Source organism: Pseudomonas sp. NFACC13-1 (assembly GCF_900104425.1).
In the GTDB taxonomy this organism is placed as follows: Bacteria; Pseudomonadota; Gammaproteobacteria; order Pseudomonadales; family Pseudomonadaceae; genus Aquipseudomonas; species Aquipseudomonas fluorescens_AA.
In genome coordinates this window covers 1-14,958 of the sequence record NZ_FMXV01000031.1, presented here as the reverse complement: position 1 = coordinate 14,958, position 14,958 = coordinate 1, and the positions used below count along the sequence as shown (strand labels likewise).

The 14,958-nt window shown below is 60.9% G+C and carries 14 protein-coding genes; 9 read left to right on the top strand and 5 right to left on the bottom strand.

Annotated features, from left to right (window positions below; genetic code table 11):
• Positions 1-74: 74 nt before the first annotated feature.
• A complete protein-coding gene (locus tag BLQ55_RS26940) occupies positions 75-1,313 on the bottom strand; it encodes an MFS transporter (protein WP_092205471.1) in 1,239 nt (412 codons plus the stop codon).
• Between the two features lie 507 nt (positions 1,314-1,820).
• Between BLQ55_RS26940 and BLQ55_RS26935 the strand changes: the two genes are divergently transcribed.
• Genes BLQ55_RS26935 through BLQ55_RS26925 form a run of 3 tightly spaced genes read left to right on the top strand, consistent with a single transcriptional unit; the run spans position 1,821 to position 4,447 of the window.
• Positions 1,821-3,260, top strand: a complete 1,440-nt coding sequence (locus BLQ55_RS26935) for a cytochrome ubiquinol oxidase subunit I (RefSeq protein WP_092258383.1) — start codon at positions 1,821-1,823, stop codon at positions 3,258-3,260.
• A 3-nt stretch (positions 3,261-3,263) separates the two neighbouring features.
• On the top strand, positions 3,264-4,271 hold the full coding sequence (cydB, locus tag BLQ55_RS26930) for a cytochrome d ubiquinol oxidase subunit II (protein WP_053125566.1): 1,008 nt from the start codon (positions 3,264-3,266) through the stop codon (positions 4,269-4,271).
• 11 nt (positions 4,272-4,282) lie between these two features.
• A complete protein-coding gene (locus BLQ55_RS26925; RefSeq protein WP_003205785.1) occupies positions 4,283-4,447 on the top strand; it encodes a DUF2474 domain-containing protein in 165 nt (54 codons plus the stop codon).
• 40 nt (positions 4,448-4,487) lie between these two features.
• On the opposite strand, the gene BLQ55_RS26920 is transcribed toward BLQ55_RS26925, so the two are convergent.
• A complete protein-coding gene (locus BLQ55_RS26920) occupies positions 4,488-5,627 on the bottom strand; it encodes a methyltransferase (protein WP_092258380.1) in 1,140 nt (379 codons plus the stop codon).
• Between the two features lie 183 nt (positions 5,628-5,810).
• Complete coding sequence (locus BLQ55_RS26915; protein ID WP_256326653.1) at positions 5,811-6,551, bottom strand: autoinducer binding domain-containing protein; 741 nt, start codon at positions 6,549-6,551, stop codon at positions 5,811-5,813.
• A gap of 262 nt (positions 6,552-6,813) precedes the next feature.
• On the opposite strand from BLQ55_RS26915, the gene BLQ55_RS26910 reads away from it, so the two are divergent.
• Positions 6,814-7,590, top strand: coding sequence for a ferredoxin--NADP reductase (locus BLQ55_RS26910; RefSeq protein WP_092258377.1), 777 nt, complete (start codon positions 6,814-6,816; stop codon positions 7,588-7,590).
• 2 nt (positions 7,591-7,592) lie between these two features.
• On the opposite strand, the gene mscL is transcribed toward BLQ55_RS26910, so the two are convergent.
• Entirely contained in the window at positions 7,593-8,006 is a 414-nt protein-coding gene (gene mscL, locus BLQ55_RS26905; RefSeq protein WP_003205779.1) for a large-conductance mechanosensitive channel protein MscL, read from the bottom strand.
• Between the two features lie 282 nt (positions 8,007-8,288).
• Here mscL and katB point away from each other — a divergent pair, with 282 nt between their 5' ends.
• The 3 genes from katB to radA all read left to right on the top strand — a co-directional run bounded on the left by katB (position 8,289) and on the right by radA (position 11,940).
• Positions 8,289-9,830, top strand: a complete 1,542-nt coding sequence (katB, locus tag BLQ55_RS26900; RefSeq protein WP_092205467.1) for a catalase KatB — start codon at positions 8,289-8,291, stop codon at positions 9,828-9,830.
• A gap of 150 nt (positions 9,831-9,980) precedes the next feature.
• Positions 9,981-10,529: an ankyrin repeat domain-containing protein gene (locus BLQ55_RS26895; protein WP_092258374.1), complete on the top strand. Its 549-nt coding sequence runs from the start codon at positions 9,981-9,983 to the stop codon at positions 10,527-10,529.
• Positions 10,530-10,572: 43 nt separating this feature from the next.
• Complete coding sequence (radA, locus tag BLQ55_RS26890; RefSeq protein WP_060740535.1) at positions 10,573-11,940, top strand: DNA repair protein RadA; 1,368 nt, start codon at positions 10,573-10,575, stop codon at positions 11,938-11,940.
• Positions 11,941-12,078: 138 nt separating this feature from the next.
• Here the strand turns inward: radA and BLQ55_RS26885 are convergent, their stop codons facing one another.
• The gene (locus BLQ55_RS26885; RefSeq protein WP_092205466.1) at positions 12,079-12,435 is read right to left on the bottom strand and encodes a PilZ domain-containing protein; all 357 of its coding nucleotides are present in this window, start codon (positions 12,433-12,435) and stop codon (positions 12,079-12,081) included.
• 158 nt (positions 12,436-12,593) lie between these two features.
• On the opposite strand from BLQ55_RS26885, the gene BLQ55_RS26880 reads away from it, so the two are divergent.
• Both BLQ55_RS26880 and BLQ55_RS26875 read left to right on the top strand, forming a co-directional pair.
• Positions 12,594-14,660, top strand: a complete 2,067-nt coding sequence (locus BLQ55_RS26880; protein WP_092258371.1) for a carbon starvation CstA family protein — start codon at positions 12,594-12,596, stop codon at positions 14,658-14,660.
• Positions 14,661-14,675: 15 nt separating this feature from the next.
• Entirely contained in the window at positions 14,676-14,873 is a 198-nt protein-coding gene (locus BLQ55_RS26875) for a YbdD/YjiX family protein (RefSeq protein ID WP_003182142.1), read from the top strand.
• Positions 14,874-14,958: the final 85 nt, after the last annotated feature.

Sequence of the window (14,958 nt, the reverse complement as noted above, 5' to 3'; positions counted from 1 at the left end):
GACAGCCAGTCAACTCCGCTTCCTCGCCTGTTTTCGCCTTGCCTGATCGCCGCTCGGCGACTTTTCGTCCAAACCTAGGCTTTTGCTTCATCCACCGGTTCGTGCATCCGGTCACGGTTGGCCAGGGTCGGGAACAGCTTGATCCAGGTCCCGGTCACCAGCAGCGTACCGACACCGCCCATGACCACCGCCGGCACGGTGCCGAACCAGTGGGCGGTGAGGCCGGATTCGAACTCGCCCAGCTGGTTCGACGCGCCGATGAACAGCCCGTTCACCGCGCTGACCCGGCCGCGCATTTCATCCGGGGTTTCCAGTTGCACGAACGAGGCACGGATCACCATGCTGATCATGTCTGCCGCGCCTAGCACCACCAGCACCGCCAGGGAAAACCAGAACGAGGTGGAAAGGCCGAAGGCAATGGTGGCGACGCCGAATACGCCCACGGCGGTGAACATTACCCGACCGACCTTGCGCTCCACGGCAAACCGCGCCAGCCACAACGACATCAGCAGGGCCCCGACCGCCGGTGCCGAACGCAACAGGCCCAAGCCCCAGGGGCCGGTGAGCAGGATGTCCTTGGCGAACACCGGCAGCAGCGCCGTCGCGCCGCCGAGCAACACCGCGAACAGGTCCAGGGAGATCGCCCCGAGAATGTCCGGGCGGCTGCGAATGAAGCGAATCCCGGCCAGCAAAGAATCCAAGGTCGCCTTGCCTTTGTTCAGTGGCGTCTGCCGGGCGGGCAGGTTGAGCATCAGGCAGCAGGCGATGATGTAGAGCAGCACCGTCGGCCCATAGACCCAGACGCTGCCGAAGGCGTAGAGCAAGCCGCCGAGTGCCGGCGCGACGATGGTGGCCGATTGCTGGGCCGATTGCGCGGCGGCCACGGCGCGGGGAAACAGGCTCGCCGGCACGATGCTCGGCAGCAACGCCTGGGTGGTCGGCATTTCGAAGGAGCGAGCGGCGCCCAGCAGGAAGGCGAGGATGAAGATCATCTCCCGTGTGACGTTGTCGGTGGCGCTGCCAATCGCCAGCGCCAGGGCAATCATGGCCTGCAATGATTGGCAAATGGCCGCGACCTTGCGCCGGTCATAGCGGTCCGCCACATGCCCGGTATGGAGCATGAACAGCACGCGCGGGGCAAACTCCACCAACCCCACCAGGCCCAGGTCCAGGACGTTGCCGGTCAGTTGATAGAGGTTCCAGCCGATGGCCACGGTGAGCATCTGGAAGCCGCTGGCGGTGAATATCCGGGCCAGCCAGAAGGCGATGAAGGGACGATGGTGACGGAGCAGCAGCGGCGCTTGACTGGGCATCTAGGGCGGGTCCGGTGATGAAGGCATCGAGATTATCGCCGAGCTGTAACCGGAAATTACGCCCGTTGGAAAAAATAGTTAGCCAAGCATCGATTTTGCGCGATGCGCGATTCCTGTGAAGAGGGGATTTATTGTGGCGAGGGGATTTATCCCCGTTCGAGTGCGTAGCGCTCGCCAATTGGATTCTGGCTGAAATGGGTGGGTCTGCTTCGCAGCCCAGCGGGGATAAATCCCCTCGCCACAAAAGATTTCCATTGGCGTCAACTCCTGAGACAACCTGTCACGCGACAAAAGACCACGCCGTCCATCGGCAAGATTGCGACTACTCTTTGAGCATTGCTTGATCCAGATCAATACCCTTCGGGGCGTTGGGCTGGCGGCCATCCGGCCAGAGTCCTGCGTTGTGACGGTTATAAAAAGAACGATTTGAAAAGCATCGCACTCCATATCCCTGGGGCCCGATGCAAGCCCCGCCCGCAGCCGGTTTTACCTGACAGAGGAAGACTTATGTTCGGTTTGGAGGCGCTCGATCTCGCCCGAATCCAGTTCGCGTTCACGATCTCGTTCCACATCCTGTTCCCGGCCATCACCATCGGCCTGGCGAGTTACCTGGCGGTGCTCGAGGGGTTGTGGCTCAAGACCCGCGATGATACCTACCGCGACCTGTACCACTTCTGGTCGAAAATCTTTGCCGTCAACTTCGGCATGGGGGTGGTGTCCGGGTTGGTCATGGCCTATCAGTTCGGGACCAACTGGAGCCGCTTTTCGGACTTCGCCGGCGCGGTGACCGGCCCCTTGCTCACCTACGAGGTGCTCACGGCGTTCTTCCTCGAAGCGGGTTTCCTGGGCGTGATGTTGTTTGGCTGGAACCGCGTCGGCCGTGGGCTGCATTTCTTTTCCACGGTCATGGTGGCGATCGGCACCCTGATCTCGACCTTCTGGATCCTGTCCTCCAACAGCTGGATGCAGACCCCCCAGGGCTACGAAATCATCGACGGCCGGGTGATCCCGGTGGACTGGCTGGCGGTGGTGTTCAACCCCTCGTTTCCTTATCGATTGCTGCACATGTCCACCGCGGCGTTTGTCGCCACGGCGTTCTTCGTCGGCTCGTCGGCGGCCTGGCACTTGCTGCGCGGCCGCGATAACCCGGCCATCCGCCGGATGCTGTCGATGGCGATGTGGATGGCGCTGCTGGTGGCGCCGATACAGGCGGTCATTGGCGACTTCCACGGACTCAACACCCTCAAGCATCAGCCGGCGAAGATCGCGGCCATCGAAGGCCATTGGGAGAACGTCGGCAACGAACCGACCCCACTGATCCTGTTCGGCCTGCCGGACATGAAGGAGGAACGGACCAAGTTCGCGGTGGAGATTCCCTACCTGGGCAGCCTGATCCTGACCCACAGCCTGGACAAGCAGGTGCCGGCCCTGAAGGAGTTTCCACCTGAAGACCGGCCCAATTCGACCATCGTATTCTGGTCGTTCCGGGTCATGGTCGGCCTGGGCCTGCTGATGATCTTCACCGGCCTGTGCAGCCTTTGGTTGCGCCGCAACGACAGGCTCTATCAGTCCAGGCCGTTCCTGCACATGGTGCTGTGGATGGGACCGTCCGGCTTGATCGCGATACTGGCGGGTTGGTTCACCACCGAAATCGGCCGTCAGCCCTGGGTGGTCTACGGCTTGATGCGCACCGCCGATGCTTCGTCCGGCCATAGCTTTGCGCAGATGAGTATCACCCTGGTGTTGTTTGTCGTGGTGTATTTCGCCCTGTTCGGTGCAGGCCTGAGCTACATGATGCGCCTGGTACGCAAGGGACCGGAGGCTCACGAAGCCGAGCCGACCGATGGCGGGCCCGGCCAGAAACGCACCCCGGCCCGGCCATTGTCGGCCGCCAACGAAGGCGACGACGATGTGGACCACAACAACCGCTCGAACAAGGGGAATTGAGTCATGGGTATTGATCTTCCGCTGATCTGGGCCGTGGTCATCATCTTCGGCATCATGATGTACGTGATCATGGACGGCTTCGACCTGGGGATTGGCATCCTCTTCCCCTTCGTCAAGGGCGAGCGCGACCGTGATGTCATGATGAACACCGTGGCACCGGTCTGGGACGGCAACGAAACCTGGCTGGTGCTGGGCGGTGCCGGGCTGTTCGGGGCGTTTCCGTTGGCCTACTCGGTGGTGCTGTCGGCGCTGTACCTGCCGTTGATCCTGATGCTCATCGGCCTGATCTTCCGCGGCGTGGCCTTCGAGTTCCGCTTCAAGGCCAAGGCTGAGAAGCGCCACCTCTGGGACAAGGCATTCATTGGCGGTTCGCTGACGGCCACTTTCTTCCAGGGCGTGGCGCTGGGGGCGTTCATCGACGGCTTTGAAGTGGTCAATCGCCAGTTCGCCGGCGGTTCCCTGGACTGGTTCACGCCATTCACGGTGTTCTGTGGCCTGGCGCTGATCGCGGCCTACGCGTTGCTCGGCTGCACCTGGCTGATCATGAAGACCGAAGGCAAGTTGCAAGAGCAGATGCATGACCTGGCCCGGCCGCTGGCGTTCGTGGTGCTGGCCGTGATCGGTATCGTCAGCATCTGGACGCCGCTGGCCCACGCGGACATCGCGGCCCGCTGGTTCACATTGCCGAACCTGTTCTGGTTCCTGCCGGTGCCGATCCTGGTGCTGGTGACCATGTACGGTTTGTTTCGCGCGGTGGCCCGCAATGCCAACTACACGCCCTTCATCCTGACCCTGGTGCTGATCTTCCTCGGCTACAGCGGCTTGGGCATCAGCCTGTGGCCGAATATCGTGCCGCCGTCCATCTCGATCTGGGACGCCTCGTCACCGCCCCAGAGCCAAGGCTTCATGCTGGTGGGCACGCTGTTCATCATTCCGTTGATCCTGGTGTACACCTTCTGGAGCTACTACGTGTTCCGCGGCAAGGTGACCCATGACGACGGCTACCATTGAGGGCGTCGAGCATGGCCAAACCTGACTTGAAAGACATCGAGGCCGCCGAACGCAAGCCTCTCTGGCAGCGGCTCGGCTGGCTGGCGTTGATCTGGGCTGGCAGTGTGCTGGCGTTGTTCATCGTCGCCAGCCTGATGCGGATGTTCATGAATGCCGCGGGGCTGACCACCCACTGATTTCCCTGCGGGAGCGGGCTTCGCTCCCGCAGCGGACGATCTATTTGCGGGCTTTGAGAATCACGAATTTCGGTGTGGCGGCCACTTGCTCGACGCCTCGGAACAACCGCGCCAGTTTGCTGTGGTAGCCCAGGTGCCGGTTGCCGACGATGTACAGCGCGCCGCCCACCACCAACGCTTCGCGAGCCTGCTGAAACATGCGCCAGGCGAGGAAGTCACCCACCACCTGCTGCTGGTGGAAGGGCGGGTTGCACAACACCACATCCAGTGACTGCGCTTCTTGTCCGGCCAGGCCATCGCCGGCCCGGATCGTCACTTCGCGGTCGCCGAGGGCCGCACGCCAGTTCTCTGCCGCCGATTGCACGGCCATATACGACTCGTCCACCAGGGTGTAGCGGGCCTCGGGGTTTTGCAGGGCACTGGCGATGGCCAGCACGCCATTGCCGCAGCCCAGGTCCGCGACCCGGGCCGTGCCGAGGTTTTTCGGCAAATGTGGCAGGAACGCCCGCGTGCCGATGTCCAGGCCTTCGCGGCAGAACACGTTGGCGTGGTTGAGCAGTTCGATCTTCGGCTCGTCCAGCCAGTAGCGCGTGGGGTAGGGCGACACGGCCGGCGTACTGCCGGGTGAAGAGGCGGTGGACGGTGTGGCGATCAACAGCCGCGCTTTTTTCACCGCCAGGGAGGCTTGCACCGGGCCGATGTAACGCTCCAGCAAATCGCCGGCGGCCCGGGGCAGGTGCTTGATCATGGCCCCGGCGATCACCTGGGCGCTCGGCGCCAGTTGGCCTTGCAGGCGAATCAGTTGTTCCTCCAGCAGGGCCAGGGTTTTCGGTACTTTGATCAGGACGCGATCGAACGGGCCGGTCAACGGTTCGCTGGCGGGCAGCGTTGGCACCGCATCGAAGGGCCGGCCATTGCGCACCAGGTTTTTCTCCAGTGCCTGCAATGCCAGGAAAGAATCACCGCTGCTGGTCACCAGGACGCTGCCGGCCAGGCTGGCAGCCAGGGCGCCGAAGCCGTCATTGAGCACCAGGACCCGAGTCTGCGCGGCCGGTTGTTGCTCGGCCAGATACGCGAGCAGGTATTCATCGGCCGCATCGAAGGCTTGCAGCGGTTCGTTCTGCTGTTCGGGTTGGCGGATCAGGTCGAGTTGGGCAAAAGGGCTGTCAAACAGGGGCATGGCTGGGGACTCTGGAAATCAACGAATGTCCCGCTGCCTGGAGGCAGGTGTCTGTGCGGGACCGCCTGAATGAACTGCGTCGCGTGTAAGAAAGCGGCATCATTCAAGAGGGACCGTAAATGGTACGTTTTTTTGTTGCACATTACTCGCAGGTTTTTCAGCTCGGCAGTGCCGCGCCACGGGTCAGATCACATGGATCTGGGCAGCCTTGGCCACCGCTGAAATTTTATTGCTGACGTTCAGTTTTCGCATGCAACTGCACACATGGAAATTCACGGTTCGTTCGGAAAGGCAGAGAATCCTGCCCACTTCCGAAGCCGTCTTGCCTTCGGCCGACCACCTCAGTACTTCGATTTCTCTCGGCGACAAGTGATAGTTTTGCTTGACTACGATGGCGTCAGACAGTTTTTTACTGGCGAGCGCATGCAGCTTTTGACTGGCAAAGATGGCGTAGCCGAGATTGCCATAGTGTTCCTCGATATCAATGGGACAATGGGTTCTTGCAAGGCTGAACAGGCTGCACTGTGCCCCTTGGTCGTCATGAACGGCCTGGGTCCAGCCGTACTTGAGTCCCTGTCGATTAAGTTCTCGCCATAACTTGGGGGCCTGAGCGAAAACAGTCTCGTCCCACAAGATCGGGAGCGGTGATTGATTGCAATGTGCTACTAATGGATCGCTCGACGCATAACCGTTTTGTTCATAAAGCCGGTCCCATCCATAAGGGTAGTTATTCAGGTTCACCTTGCTGGTGTGTTTGTCGGGGCTTCCGAGATAGGCTGCAAATGCGCAATATTCAAATCCCTGATTGTTAAAGAAATTCAATACCAGACGATAGGCCGTCTGCAGGTCTTTTTCACAGGATAGCTTTCTCAGTAACAAGTCCTTCCACCTGTCCATCGCGTTCTCCTGGGTTGATTCGTCCATGCGGATCCAATCCATGATGCGAAATTTTAGTGTAGGACTATTCCTAACTTGCAGTGGGTTTTTTTTAGATTGCTTACATTTGGAAATATCTAAGGAGTAAATTTTTATCTGGTTTATTTTACATGGCTATAACTTTGTATAAGTTCAGTGAAGGATTTATCAAAGAAGGCGGCGACTGTAGCTAAAATGCCATTACTTGCTGTCGGTGGTGAAGACGCTCACTTTGCGGGACACTGCACCTCTTGTCCCCTGGGAGTGGCTCATGACCGACAGCGCAGAGAAGTTCACCCGACAAACCTTGCTTGATGTCCAGCCAGTGACGTCTCATTTGTTTACGTTACGCACGACCCGGGATCGCGGCTTTCGCTTCCGGGCGGGTCAGTTCGCCCGGCTGGGCGTCGCCAAGGCGGACGGCACCACCGTCTGGCGGGCGTACTCCATGGTGTCGTCGCCCTTCGACGAGTTCCTCGAGTTCTTTTCCATCGTGGTTCCCGATGGCGAATTCACCAGCGAACTCAGCCGCCTGCGGCCGGGTGACGAACTGTTGGTGGATCGCCAGGCCTTTGGCTACCTGACGCTGGACCGCTTCGTCGATGGCCGGGATTTGTGGTTGCTGTCCACGGGGACGGGTGTGGCGCCGTTTCTTTCGATCCTCCAGGATTTCGAGGCCTGGGAAAAATTCGAGCGGATCATCCTGGTGTACAGCGTGCGCGAGGCGCGGGAGTTGGCGTATCAGGACCTGATCAAGGAACTGCCCCAGCGCGACTACCTGGCCGAGTACGCTCACAAGTTTCGTTTCATTGCGACCGTCACCCGTGAGCAGCACCCGGGGGCGCTCAGTGGGCGCATTACCACGTTGATCGACAACGGCGAGTTGGAGCGCGCGGCCGGTGTAGCACTGACACCGGAGTATTCGCGGGTGATGCTGTGTGGCAACCCGCAAATGATCGACGACACGCGCAAGCTGCTCAAGGCCAGGGGCCTGCAACTGAGCCTGACCCGTCGTCCGGGCCAGGTGGCGGTGGAAAACTACTGGTAGGCTCAGGGCCGCTCGTTCTGAGCCTTGAGCAGGTCGCGAATCTCGCTCAGCAACAGCTCTTCCTTGGTCGGAACCGGGGGCGCGCTGGGGGCTACGGCTTCTTCACGCTTGAGGCGGTTGATGGCCTTGACGCCCATGAAAATGGCGAACGCCACGATGATGAAGTCGATGGTGCTCTGGATGAATTTACCGTAGGCCAGCACCACGGCAGGCGCATCACCCTGGGCGGCCTTGAGGGTGATGGCCAGGTCACTGAAATCCACGCCACCGATCAGCAGGCCGATCGGCGGCATGACCACGTCGCCCACGAATGACGAAACGATCTTGCCGAAAGCGGCACCGATGATGATCCCGACGGCCATGTCGACGACATTGCCTTTGACCGCGAAGGCCTTGAACTCGCTTAGCACGCCCATGAGTTATTCCTTGTAACAGATGAAAGATGAGTGGCAGTGTAAATCAGCCCAACGAGTCTTGCTCGAAACGCCTGCTTACAAAGCTTCAGTTATCGACCGGGGCTCGGATGAAAAGTTTACAAAGTGCCATCAATCGCGCGTGATACGCGGTTTCGGCCCGGGGCCCTATAACGTTTTTTCTATCGGTACGGTACGGCATTTCTATTTAGGTTTTTCTTTCCCCGGCACTAGCCTCTGGATGGCGCACATGGATGCGCTCTATAACATCAGAGGAACATGCCTATGAACACTTCTCTTGGCCACGGGGCTTATTCCCATCGCCGCGCTCTTTTTGTGCTGACCGCGAGCCTTCTATCCTTGTCTGTCAACGCGGCCACCCTCACGCGGGACAACGGTGCGGCGGTCGGCGATAACCAGAATTCGCAGACGGCAGGTCCCAACGGTCCGACCCTGCTGCAAGACGTGCAGTTGATCCAGAAGCTCCAGCGCTTCGATCGTGAACGCATCCCCGAGCGCGTGGTGCATGCCCGTGGTACCGGTGCCCATGGCACATTTACGGTGTCCGACGATCTCAGCGACCTGACCAAGGCCAAGGTCTTCGCCGCAGGCCAGGTCACCCCGGTGTTCGTACGTTTTTCGGCCGTGGTGCACGGTAATCATTCGCCGGAAACCCTGCGCGACCCCCGTGGCTTCGCCACCAAGTTCTACACTGCCGACGGTAACTGGGACTTGGTGGGCAACAACTTCCCGACTTTCTTCATTCGCGATGCCATCAAGTTTCCGGACATGGTCCACGCGTTCAAACCCGACCCGCGGACCAACCTTGACGATGATTCGCGCCGTTTCGATTTCTTCTCCCATGTTCCAGAGTCGACCCGTACCCTGACCGAGTTGTATTCCAACTCCGGCACACCGGCCAGTTACCGTGAAATGGACGGTAACGGTGTGCATGCCTACAAGCTGATTAACGCCAAGGGTGACGTTCATTACGTGAAGTTTCATTGGAAAAGTTTGCAGGGCTTGAAAAATCTCGATCCGAAAGAAGTTGTGAAAGTTCAGGGTCAGGATTACAGCCATATGACCAATGATCTGGTGAGTCACATTAATAAGGGCGACTTCCCGAAGTGGGACTTGTACGTCCAGGTGCTCAATCCACAAGACCTTGCCAAGTTCGACTTCGACCCACTGGATGCGACCAAGATCTGGCCGGGCGTGCCTGAGCGCAAGGTCGGGCAAATGGTCTTGAACCGCAATCCGGCGAATGTCTTCCAGGAAACCGAGCAGGTGGCGATGGCGCCAGCGAATCTGGTGCCAGGCATCGAGCCTTCCGAGGACCGTCTGCTCCAGGGACGGGTGTTTTCCTATGCCGATACGCAGATGTACCGCCTAGGCGCCAATGCCCTGCAATTGCCGATCAACGCCCCCAAGGTGGCGGTGAACAACGGTAACCAGGACGGTGCGATGAACCCAGGCAGCACCAGCACCGGCGTGAATTACCAGCCGAGCCGCCTGACGCCTCGTGAAGAACCGCAGGCGGCACGCTACAGCCAGGCCGCGCTGAGTGGCAGCACCCAGCAGGCGAAAATCCAGCGCGAGCAGAACTTCAAGCAGGCCGGTGATTTGTATCGTTCGTTCAGCAAGAAAGAACGTGATGACCTGATCGAAAGCTTTGGTGGTTCTTTGGCGACCACCGATGACGAGAGCAAGCACATCATCCTGTCGTTCCTCTACAAGGCTGACCCTGAGTACGGCACTGGCGTGGCCCGTGTTGCCAAAGGTGACTTGGCCCGGGTCAAGGCTCTGGCGGAAAAACTGACTGACTGATCCACCGCCGGCAGGTGCATAACCTGTGGGAGCAAGACTTGCTCGCGAGGCGGACGCCGGGGTCGGAAGCCAGACCGAGTCGTCTGCATCGCGGGCAAGCCTTGCTCCACAACCCTGCTCCACAGTCTTGAGTCATGGGGAGACGTCATGATGGGTAAATTCTTTTTGTCGATGCTTGCGACCTGGTCACTGAGCGTACTGGCCGATCAGCCAATACCCACCGAACCGGCTGCGGTCCAGGAACAGTTGCAAAACTATTATTTCGACGCCGCTCGCCGGGGCGATGTGCCGATGCTCGATACGTTTATCGAGGCCGGTTATTCGCTCGATACCCGGGATGAGAAGGGCTACACCGCGCTGATTCTGGCGGCTTATCACGGCCACGCTCCGGCGGTGGAGCGGTTGCTGGCCGCGGGGGCCGATGCCTGTGCCCAGGACAAACGCGGCAATACGGCGCTGATGGGCGCCATTTTCAAGGGCGAAGTGCAGATTGCCCGTCGCTTGCTGTCCACCGATTGCAGCCCGGACCAACGCAACGGCGCCGGACAGACCGCCGCGATGTACGCCGGGCTGTTCAAGCGCACCGAATTGCTCGACGCCTTGAAGGCCAAGGGGGCGGATCTGCAGGCCCAGGACCCATTGGGTAATACCGCAATGGATCTGTCCAAGGGCGAAATCAGAATGCCGGCCCCGCGCTAGCCACTGCCTGGGCTATCATCGCGGTTTTTACCCCGGAGTTCAGATGGCCAAGGCAAAGCGCATGTACGGCTGCACCGAGTGCGGCTCGACCTTTCCCAAATGGGCCGGCCAATGCAGCGAATGCGGGGCCTGGAACACCCTGACCGAAACCATGGTGGAAAGCGGCGGCGCGGCGGCCCCCACCGGGCGTACGGGCTGGGCCGGTCAGCAGGCGCAGATCAAGACCCTGGCCGAAGTCAGCGTTGAAGAAATCCCGCGATTTTCCACCGCGTCCGGCGAACTGGACCGGGTGCTGGGCGGCGGCCTGGTGGACGGTTCGGTGGTGCTGATCGGTGGGGACCCGGGCATCGGCAAATCCACCATCCTGCTGCAAACCTTGTGCAACCTCGCCACCCGCATGCCGGCGCTGTACGTCACTGGCGAAGAGTCCCAGCAGCAGGTCGCCATGCGCGCCCGGCGCCTGGGCTTGCCCCAGGACCAGTTGCGGGTCATGACCGAGACCTGCATCGAGACCATCATCGCCACCGCGCGCGTGGAAAAGCCCAAGGTGATGGTGATCGACTCGATCCAGACCATTTTCACCGAACAGCTGCAATCGGCCCCGGGCGGCGTGTCCCAGGTGCGAGAAAGCGCGGCGTTGCTGGTGCGTTATGCCAAGCAGAGCGGCACGGCGATTTTCCTCGTGGGCCACGTCACCAAGGAAGGTGCGTTGGCGGGACCACGGGTGTTGGAGCACATGGTCGATACCGTGTTGTATTTCGAAGGCGAATCCGATGGCCGCCTGCGTTTGCTCCGGGCGGTGAAGAACCGCTTTGGTGCCGTCAATGAATTGGGCGTGTTCGGCATGACCGACAGGGGCCTGAAAGAAGTCTCGAACCCCTCGGCGATCTTTCTGACGCGTGCCCAGGAAGAAGTCCCGGGCAGTGTGGTCATGGCGACGTGGGAAGGGACCCGGCCGATGTTGGTGGAAGTGCAGGCGCTGGTGGATGACAGCCACTTGGCGAACCCACGGCGGGTCACCCTGGGCCTGGATCAGAATCGGCTGGCCATGCTACTGGCGGTGTTGCACCGACACGGCGGGATTCCGACTCACGACCAGGACGTGTTCCTCAACGTCGTGGGCGGGGTCAAGGTACTGGAGACCGCGTCCGACCTGGCGTTGATGGCGGCGGTCATGTCCAGTCTGCGCAACCGGCCGCTGCCCCATGATTTGCTGGTGTTTGGCGAAGTGGGCTTGTCGGGGGAAGTGCGACCGGTGCCCAGCGGGCAGGAGCGGCTCAAGGAAGCGGCCAAGCACGGTTTCAAGCGCGCCATCGTGCCCAAGGGGAACGCGCCGAAGGAGGCGCCGCCGGGGTTGCAGATTATCGCGGTGACCCGTCTGGAACAGGCATTGGATGCGTTGTTCGAATAACACTGGCAATTGCGCAAGGACTGTATGTGGGAGCAAAGCTTGCTCGCGATGCAGGCGACTCGATTTTGGAGGGCCGCATTGCAGCCATCGCGGGCAAGCCTTGCTCCCACATGAATCTCTCGCCAAGGGGATGGCGGCTCAAGTCTGGATCAACGCCGCCAATTCCCGCTCCAGCTCATCATGGTCGCCCAGGTTCAGCGCTATCAATCGGCGCAGGTGTGCGATGGATGCCAGGTCGATATGCTCGCAGACGAAGCCCAGGTGACCATGGTCATCATGGGCCAGGCGAACTTCCATTTTGATCTCGGCATCGGGACTCAAATGGATATCGGCCATGAAGGATTTTTCGGGATCGCCAAGCCAGGGTTCGGGCTTCTTGATCAGCAGCCCCTTGAGGGACAGGTCCAGCAGTTCCACCGACCAGATATAGGGGCCTTGGCTCAGCTCGGTCCTGGCATGGAAATCAACTCGTACGAAGCGGCGACGCTCGCTCATGACGCATTCCCTCTGAAGATTCATTGACTATAGACCCAACTGACGGGGCATCGTCACCGTTCGGCAACAGACAGACGAATGTCGAGTATGGCCTTTGCCCGGGTTAGCGCTAAACTCCAATGGCTACCTTTCTTGTCCACCCTGGCTGGAATATAAAAATGAAAAACAATAATAGCCTGCTGCGCCATCTGCCCTGGCTACTGCTGGCCGTCGTAGGCGCGTGCGCCCTGGGCGTCGTGGCATTGCGCCGAGGCGAGGCGATCAACGCCCTCTGGATCGTCGTCGCCGCCGTGGCCATCTACCTGGTCGCCTACCGCTACTACAGCCTCTTCATCGCCAACAACGTGATGCAACTCGATGCGCGCCGGGCCACCCCCGCCGTGCTCAACAACGATGGCCTGGACTACGTCCCGACCAACAAGCACATCCTCTTCGGCCACCACTTCGCGGCCATTGCCGGCGCGGGGCCGCTGGTCGGGCCGGTGCTGGCGGCGCAGATGGGCTACCTGCCCGGCACGCTCTGGCTGATCGCCGGCGTGGTGCTGGCCGGTGCCGTGCAGGACTTCATGGTCCTGTTCCTGTCCACGCGCCGCAACGGTCGCTCCCTGGGCGACATGGTGCGCGAGGAAATGGGCCGTATCCCCGGCACCATCGCGCTGTTCGGCTGCTTCCTGATCATGATCATCATCCTCGCGGTGCTGGCGCTGATCGTGGTCAAGGCCCTGGCCGAGAGCCCGTGGGGCATCTTCACGGTGATGGCGACCATCCCGATCGCGATGTTCATGGGCCTGTACATGCGCTACATCCGCCCGGGCCGCATCGGTGAGATCTCGCTCATCGGCGTGCTGTTGCTGCTGGGTTCGATCTGGCTGGGCGGGCAAATCGCCGCCGACCCGGTCTGGGCCAAGGCCTTCACCTTCACCGGGATCCAGATCACCTGGATGCTGATTGGCTACGGTTTCGTCGCGGCGGTGCTGCCGGTGTGGCTGATCCTGGCCCCGCGGGACTACCTGTCGACCTTCCTCAAGATCGGCACCATCGTCGCCCTGGCCATCGGCATCCTGGTCACCATGCCCGAGCTGAAAATGCCGGCGCTGACCCAGTTCACCGACGGCACCGGGCCGGTGTGGAAGGGCGGGCTGTTCCCGTTCCTGTTCATCACCATCGCCTGCGGCGCGGTCTCGGGCTTCCATGCGCTGATCTCGTCGGGCACCACGCCCAAGCTTTTGGATAACGAAACCAACGCCCGCTACATCGGTTACGGCGGCATGCTGATGGAGTCCTTCGTGGCGATCATGGCCATGGTGGCCGCGTCGGTGATCGAGCCGGGCGTGTACTTCGCCATGAACAGCCCGGCGGCCATCGTCGGCGGTGACGTGGTGGCCGTGGCCCAGACCGTCAGCAGTTGGGGTTTTGCCATCACGCCCGAGGCGCTGCAGGCGGTGGCCAAGGACATCGGCGAGACCACCGTGCTGGCCCGTGCCGGCGGTGCGCCGACCCTGGCGGTGGGGATCGCGCAGATCCTGCACTCGGTGCTGCCGGGTGAGAACACCATGGCGTTCTGGTACCACTTCGCGATCCTGTTCGAAGCGCTGTTCATCCTCACGGCCGTGGACGCCGGCACCCGTGCCGGGCGGTTCATGCTCCAGGACTTGCTCGGCTCGTTCGTGCCTTCGCTCAAGCGCACCGAATCCTGGCCGGCCAATCTGATCGCCACCGCAGGCTGCGTGGCGCTGTGGGGGTACTTGCTGTACCAGGGCGTGATCGATCCGCTGGGCGGCATCAACACCTTGTGGCCGCTGTTCGGCATCTCCAACCAGATGCTGGCCGGTATCGCCCTGATGCTCGGCACCGTGGTGCTGATCAAGATGAAGCGCCAGCGCTACGTCTGGGTCACGCTGCTGCCGGCGGCCTGGTTGCTGATCTGCACCACCACCGCGGGCCTGATCAAGCTGTTCGACGCCAACCCGGCGATCGGCTTCCTGGCCCTGGCGCGCAAATACAACGATGCCCTGGCCGCCGGCCAGATCCTGGCCCCGGCCAAGAGCATCGAGCAGATGCAGCACGTGGTGTTCAACGCCTACACCAACGCAACGCTGACGGTGTTGTTCCTGTTCGTGGTCTTCAGCATCCTGTTCTACGCGCTCAAGGTCGGCATCGCTGCCTGGGGCACCAAGGAACGCACGGACAAGGAAGCGCCATTCCAGGCCCTGCCGGACGCTTGATAGAGGATTGCAACAATGTTCAATGACTTGAGTCGCCTGGGTAAATACCTCGGTCAGGCCGCCCGCCTGATGGTCGGCATGCCCGACTACGACAACTACGTCGAGCACATGCAAACCAAGCACCCGGACAAACCGATGATGGACTACGAGGCGTTCTTTCGCGAACGCCAGGAGGCCCGTTACGGCGGCAAGGGTGGGCCCAAGTGCTGTTGAACTGATGGCCGGTGGATGATGCAACCCTTGTGGGAGCGAGCTTGCTCGCGATGGTGGTGGGGCAGTTGACGATGATGTCGACTGA

Excerpts from the sequence above, each read along its gene's own strand:
- BLQ55_RS26940 (WP_092205471.1), bottom strand. The coding sequence starts at position 1,313 with ATGCCCAGTCAAGCGCCGCTGCTGCTCCGTCACCATCGTCCCTTCATC.
- BLQ55_RS26935 (WP_092258383.1), top strand. The coding sequence starts at position 1,821 with ATGTTCGGTTTGGAGGCGCTCGATCTCGCCCGAATCCAGTTCGCGTTC.
- cydB (WP_053125566.1), top strand. The coding sequence starts at position 3,264 with ATGGGTATTGATCTTCCGCTGATCTGGGCCGTGGTCATCATCTTCGGC.
- BLQ55_RS26925 (WP_003205785.1), top strand. The coding sequence starts at position 4,283 with ATGGCCAAACCTGACTTGAAAGACATCGAGGCCGCCGAACGCAAGCCT.
- BLQ55_RS26920 (WP_092258380.1), bottom strand. The coding sequence starts at position 5,627 with ATGCCCCTGTTTGACAGCCCTTTTGCCCAACTCGACCTGATCCGCCAA.
- BLQ55_RS26915 (WP_256326653.1), bottom strand. The coding sequence starts at position 6,551 with ATGGACGAATCAACCCAGGAGAACGCGATGGACAGGTGGAAGGACTTG.
- BLQ55_RS26910 (WP_092258377.1), top strand. The coding sequence starts at position 6,814 with ATGACCGACAGCGCAGAGAAGTTCACCCGACAAACCTTGCTTGATGTC.
- mscL (WP_003205779.1), bottom strand. The coding sequence starts at position 8,006 with ATGGGCGTGCTAAGCGAGTTCAAGGCCTTCGCGGTCAAAGGCAATGTC.
- katB (WP_092205467.1), top strand. The coding sequence starts at position 8,289 with ATGAACACTTCTCTTGGCCACGGGGCTTATTCCCATCGCCGCGCTCTT.
- BLQ55_RS26895 (WP_092258374.1), top strand. The coding sequence starts at position 9,981 with ATGGGTAAATTCTTTTTGTCGATGCTTGCGACCTGGTCACTGAGCGTA.
- radA (WP_060740535.1), top strand. The coding sequence starts at position 10,573 with ATGGCCAAGGCAAAGCGCATGTACGGCTGCACCGAGTGCGGCTCGACC.
- BLQ55_RS26885 (WP_092205466.1), bottom strand. The coding sequence starts at position 12,435 with ATGAGCGAGCGTCGCCGCTTCGTACGAGTTGATTTCCATGCCAGGACC.
- BLQ55_RS26880 (WP_092258371.1), top strand. The coding sequence starts at position 12,594 with ATGAAAAACAATAATAGCCTGCTGCGCCATCTGCCCTGGCTACTGCTG.
- BLQ55_RS26875 (WP_003182142.1), top strand. The coding sequence starts at position 14,676 with ATGTTCAATGACTTGAGTCGCCTGGGTAAATACCTCGGTCAGGCCGCC.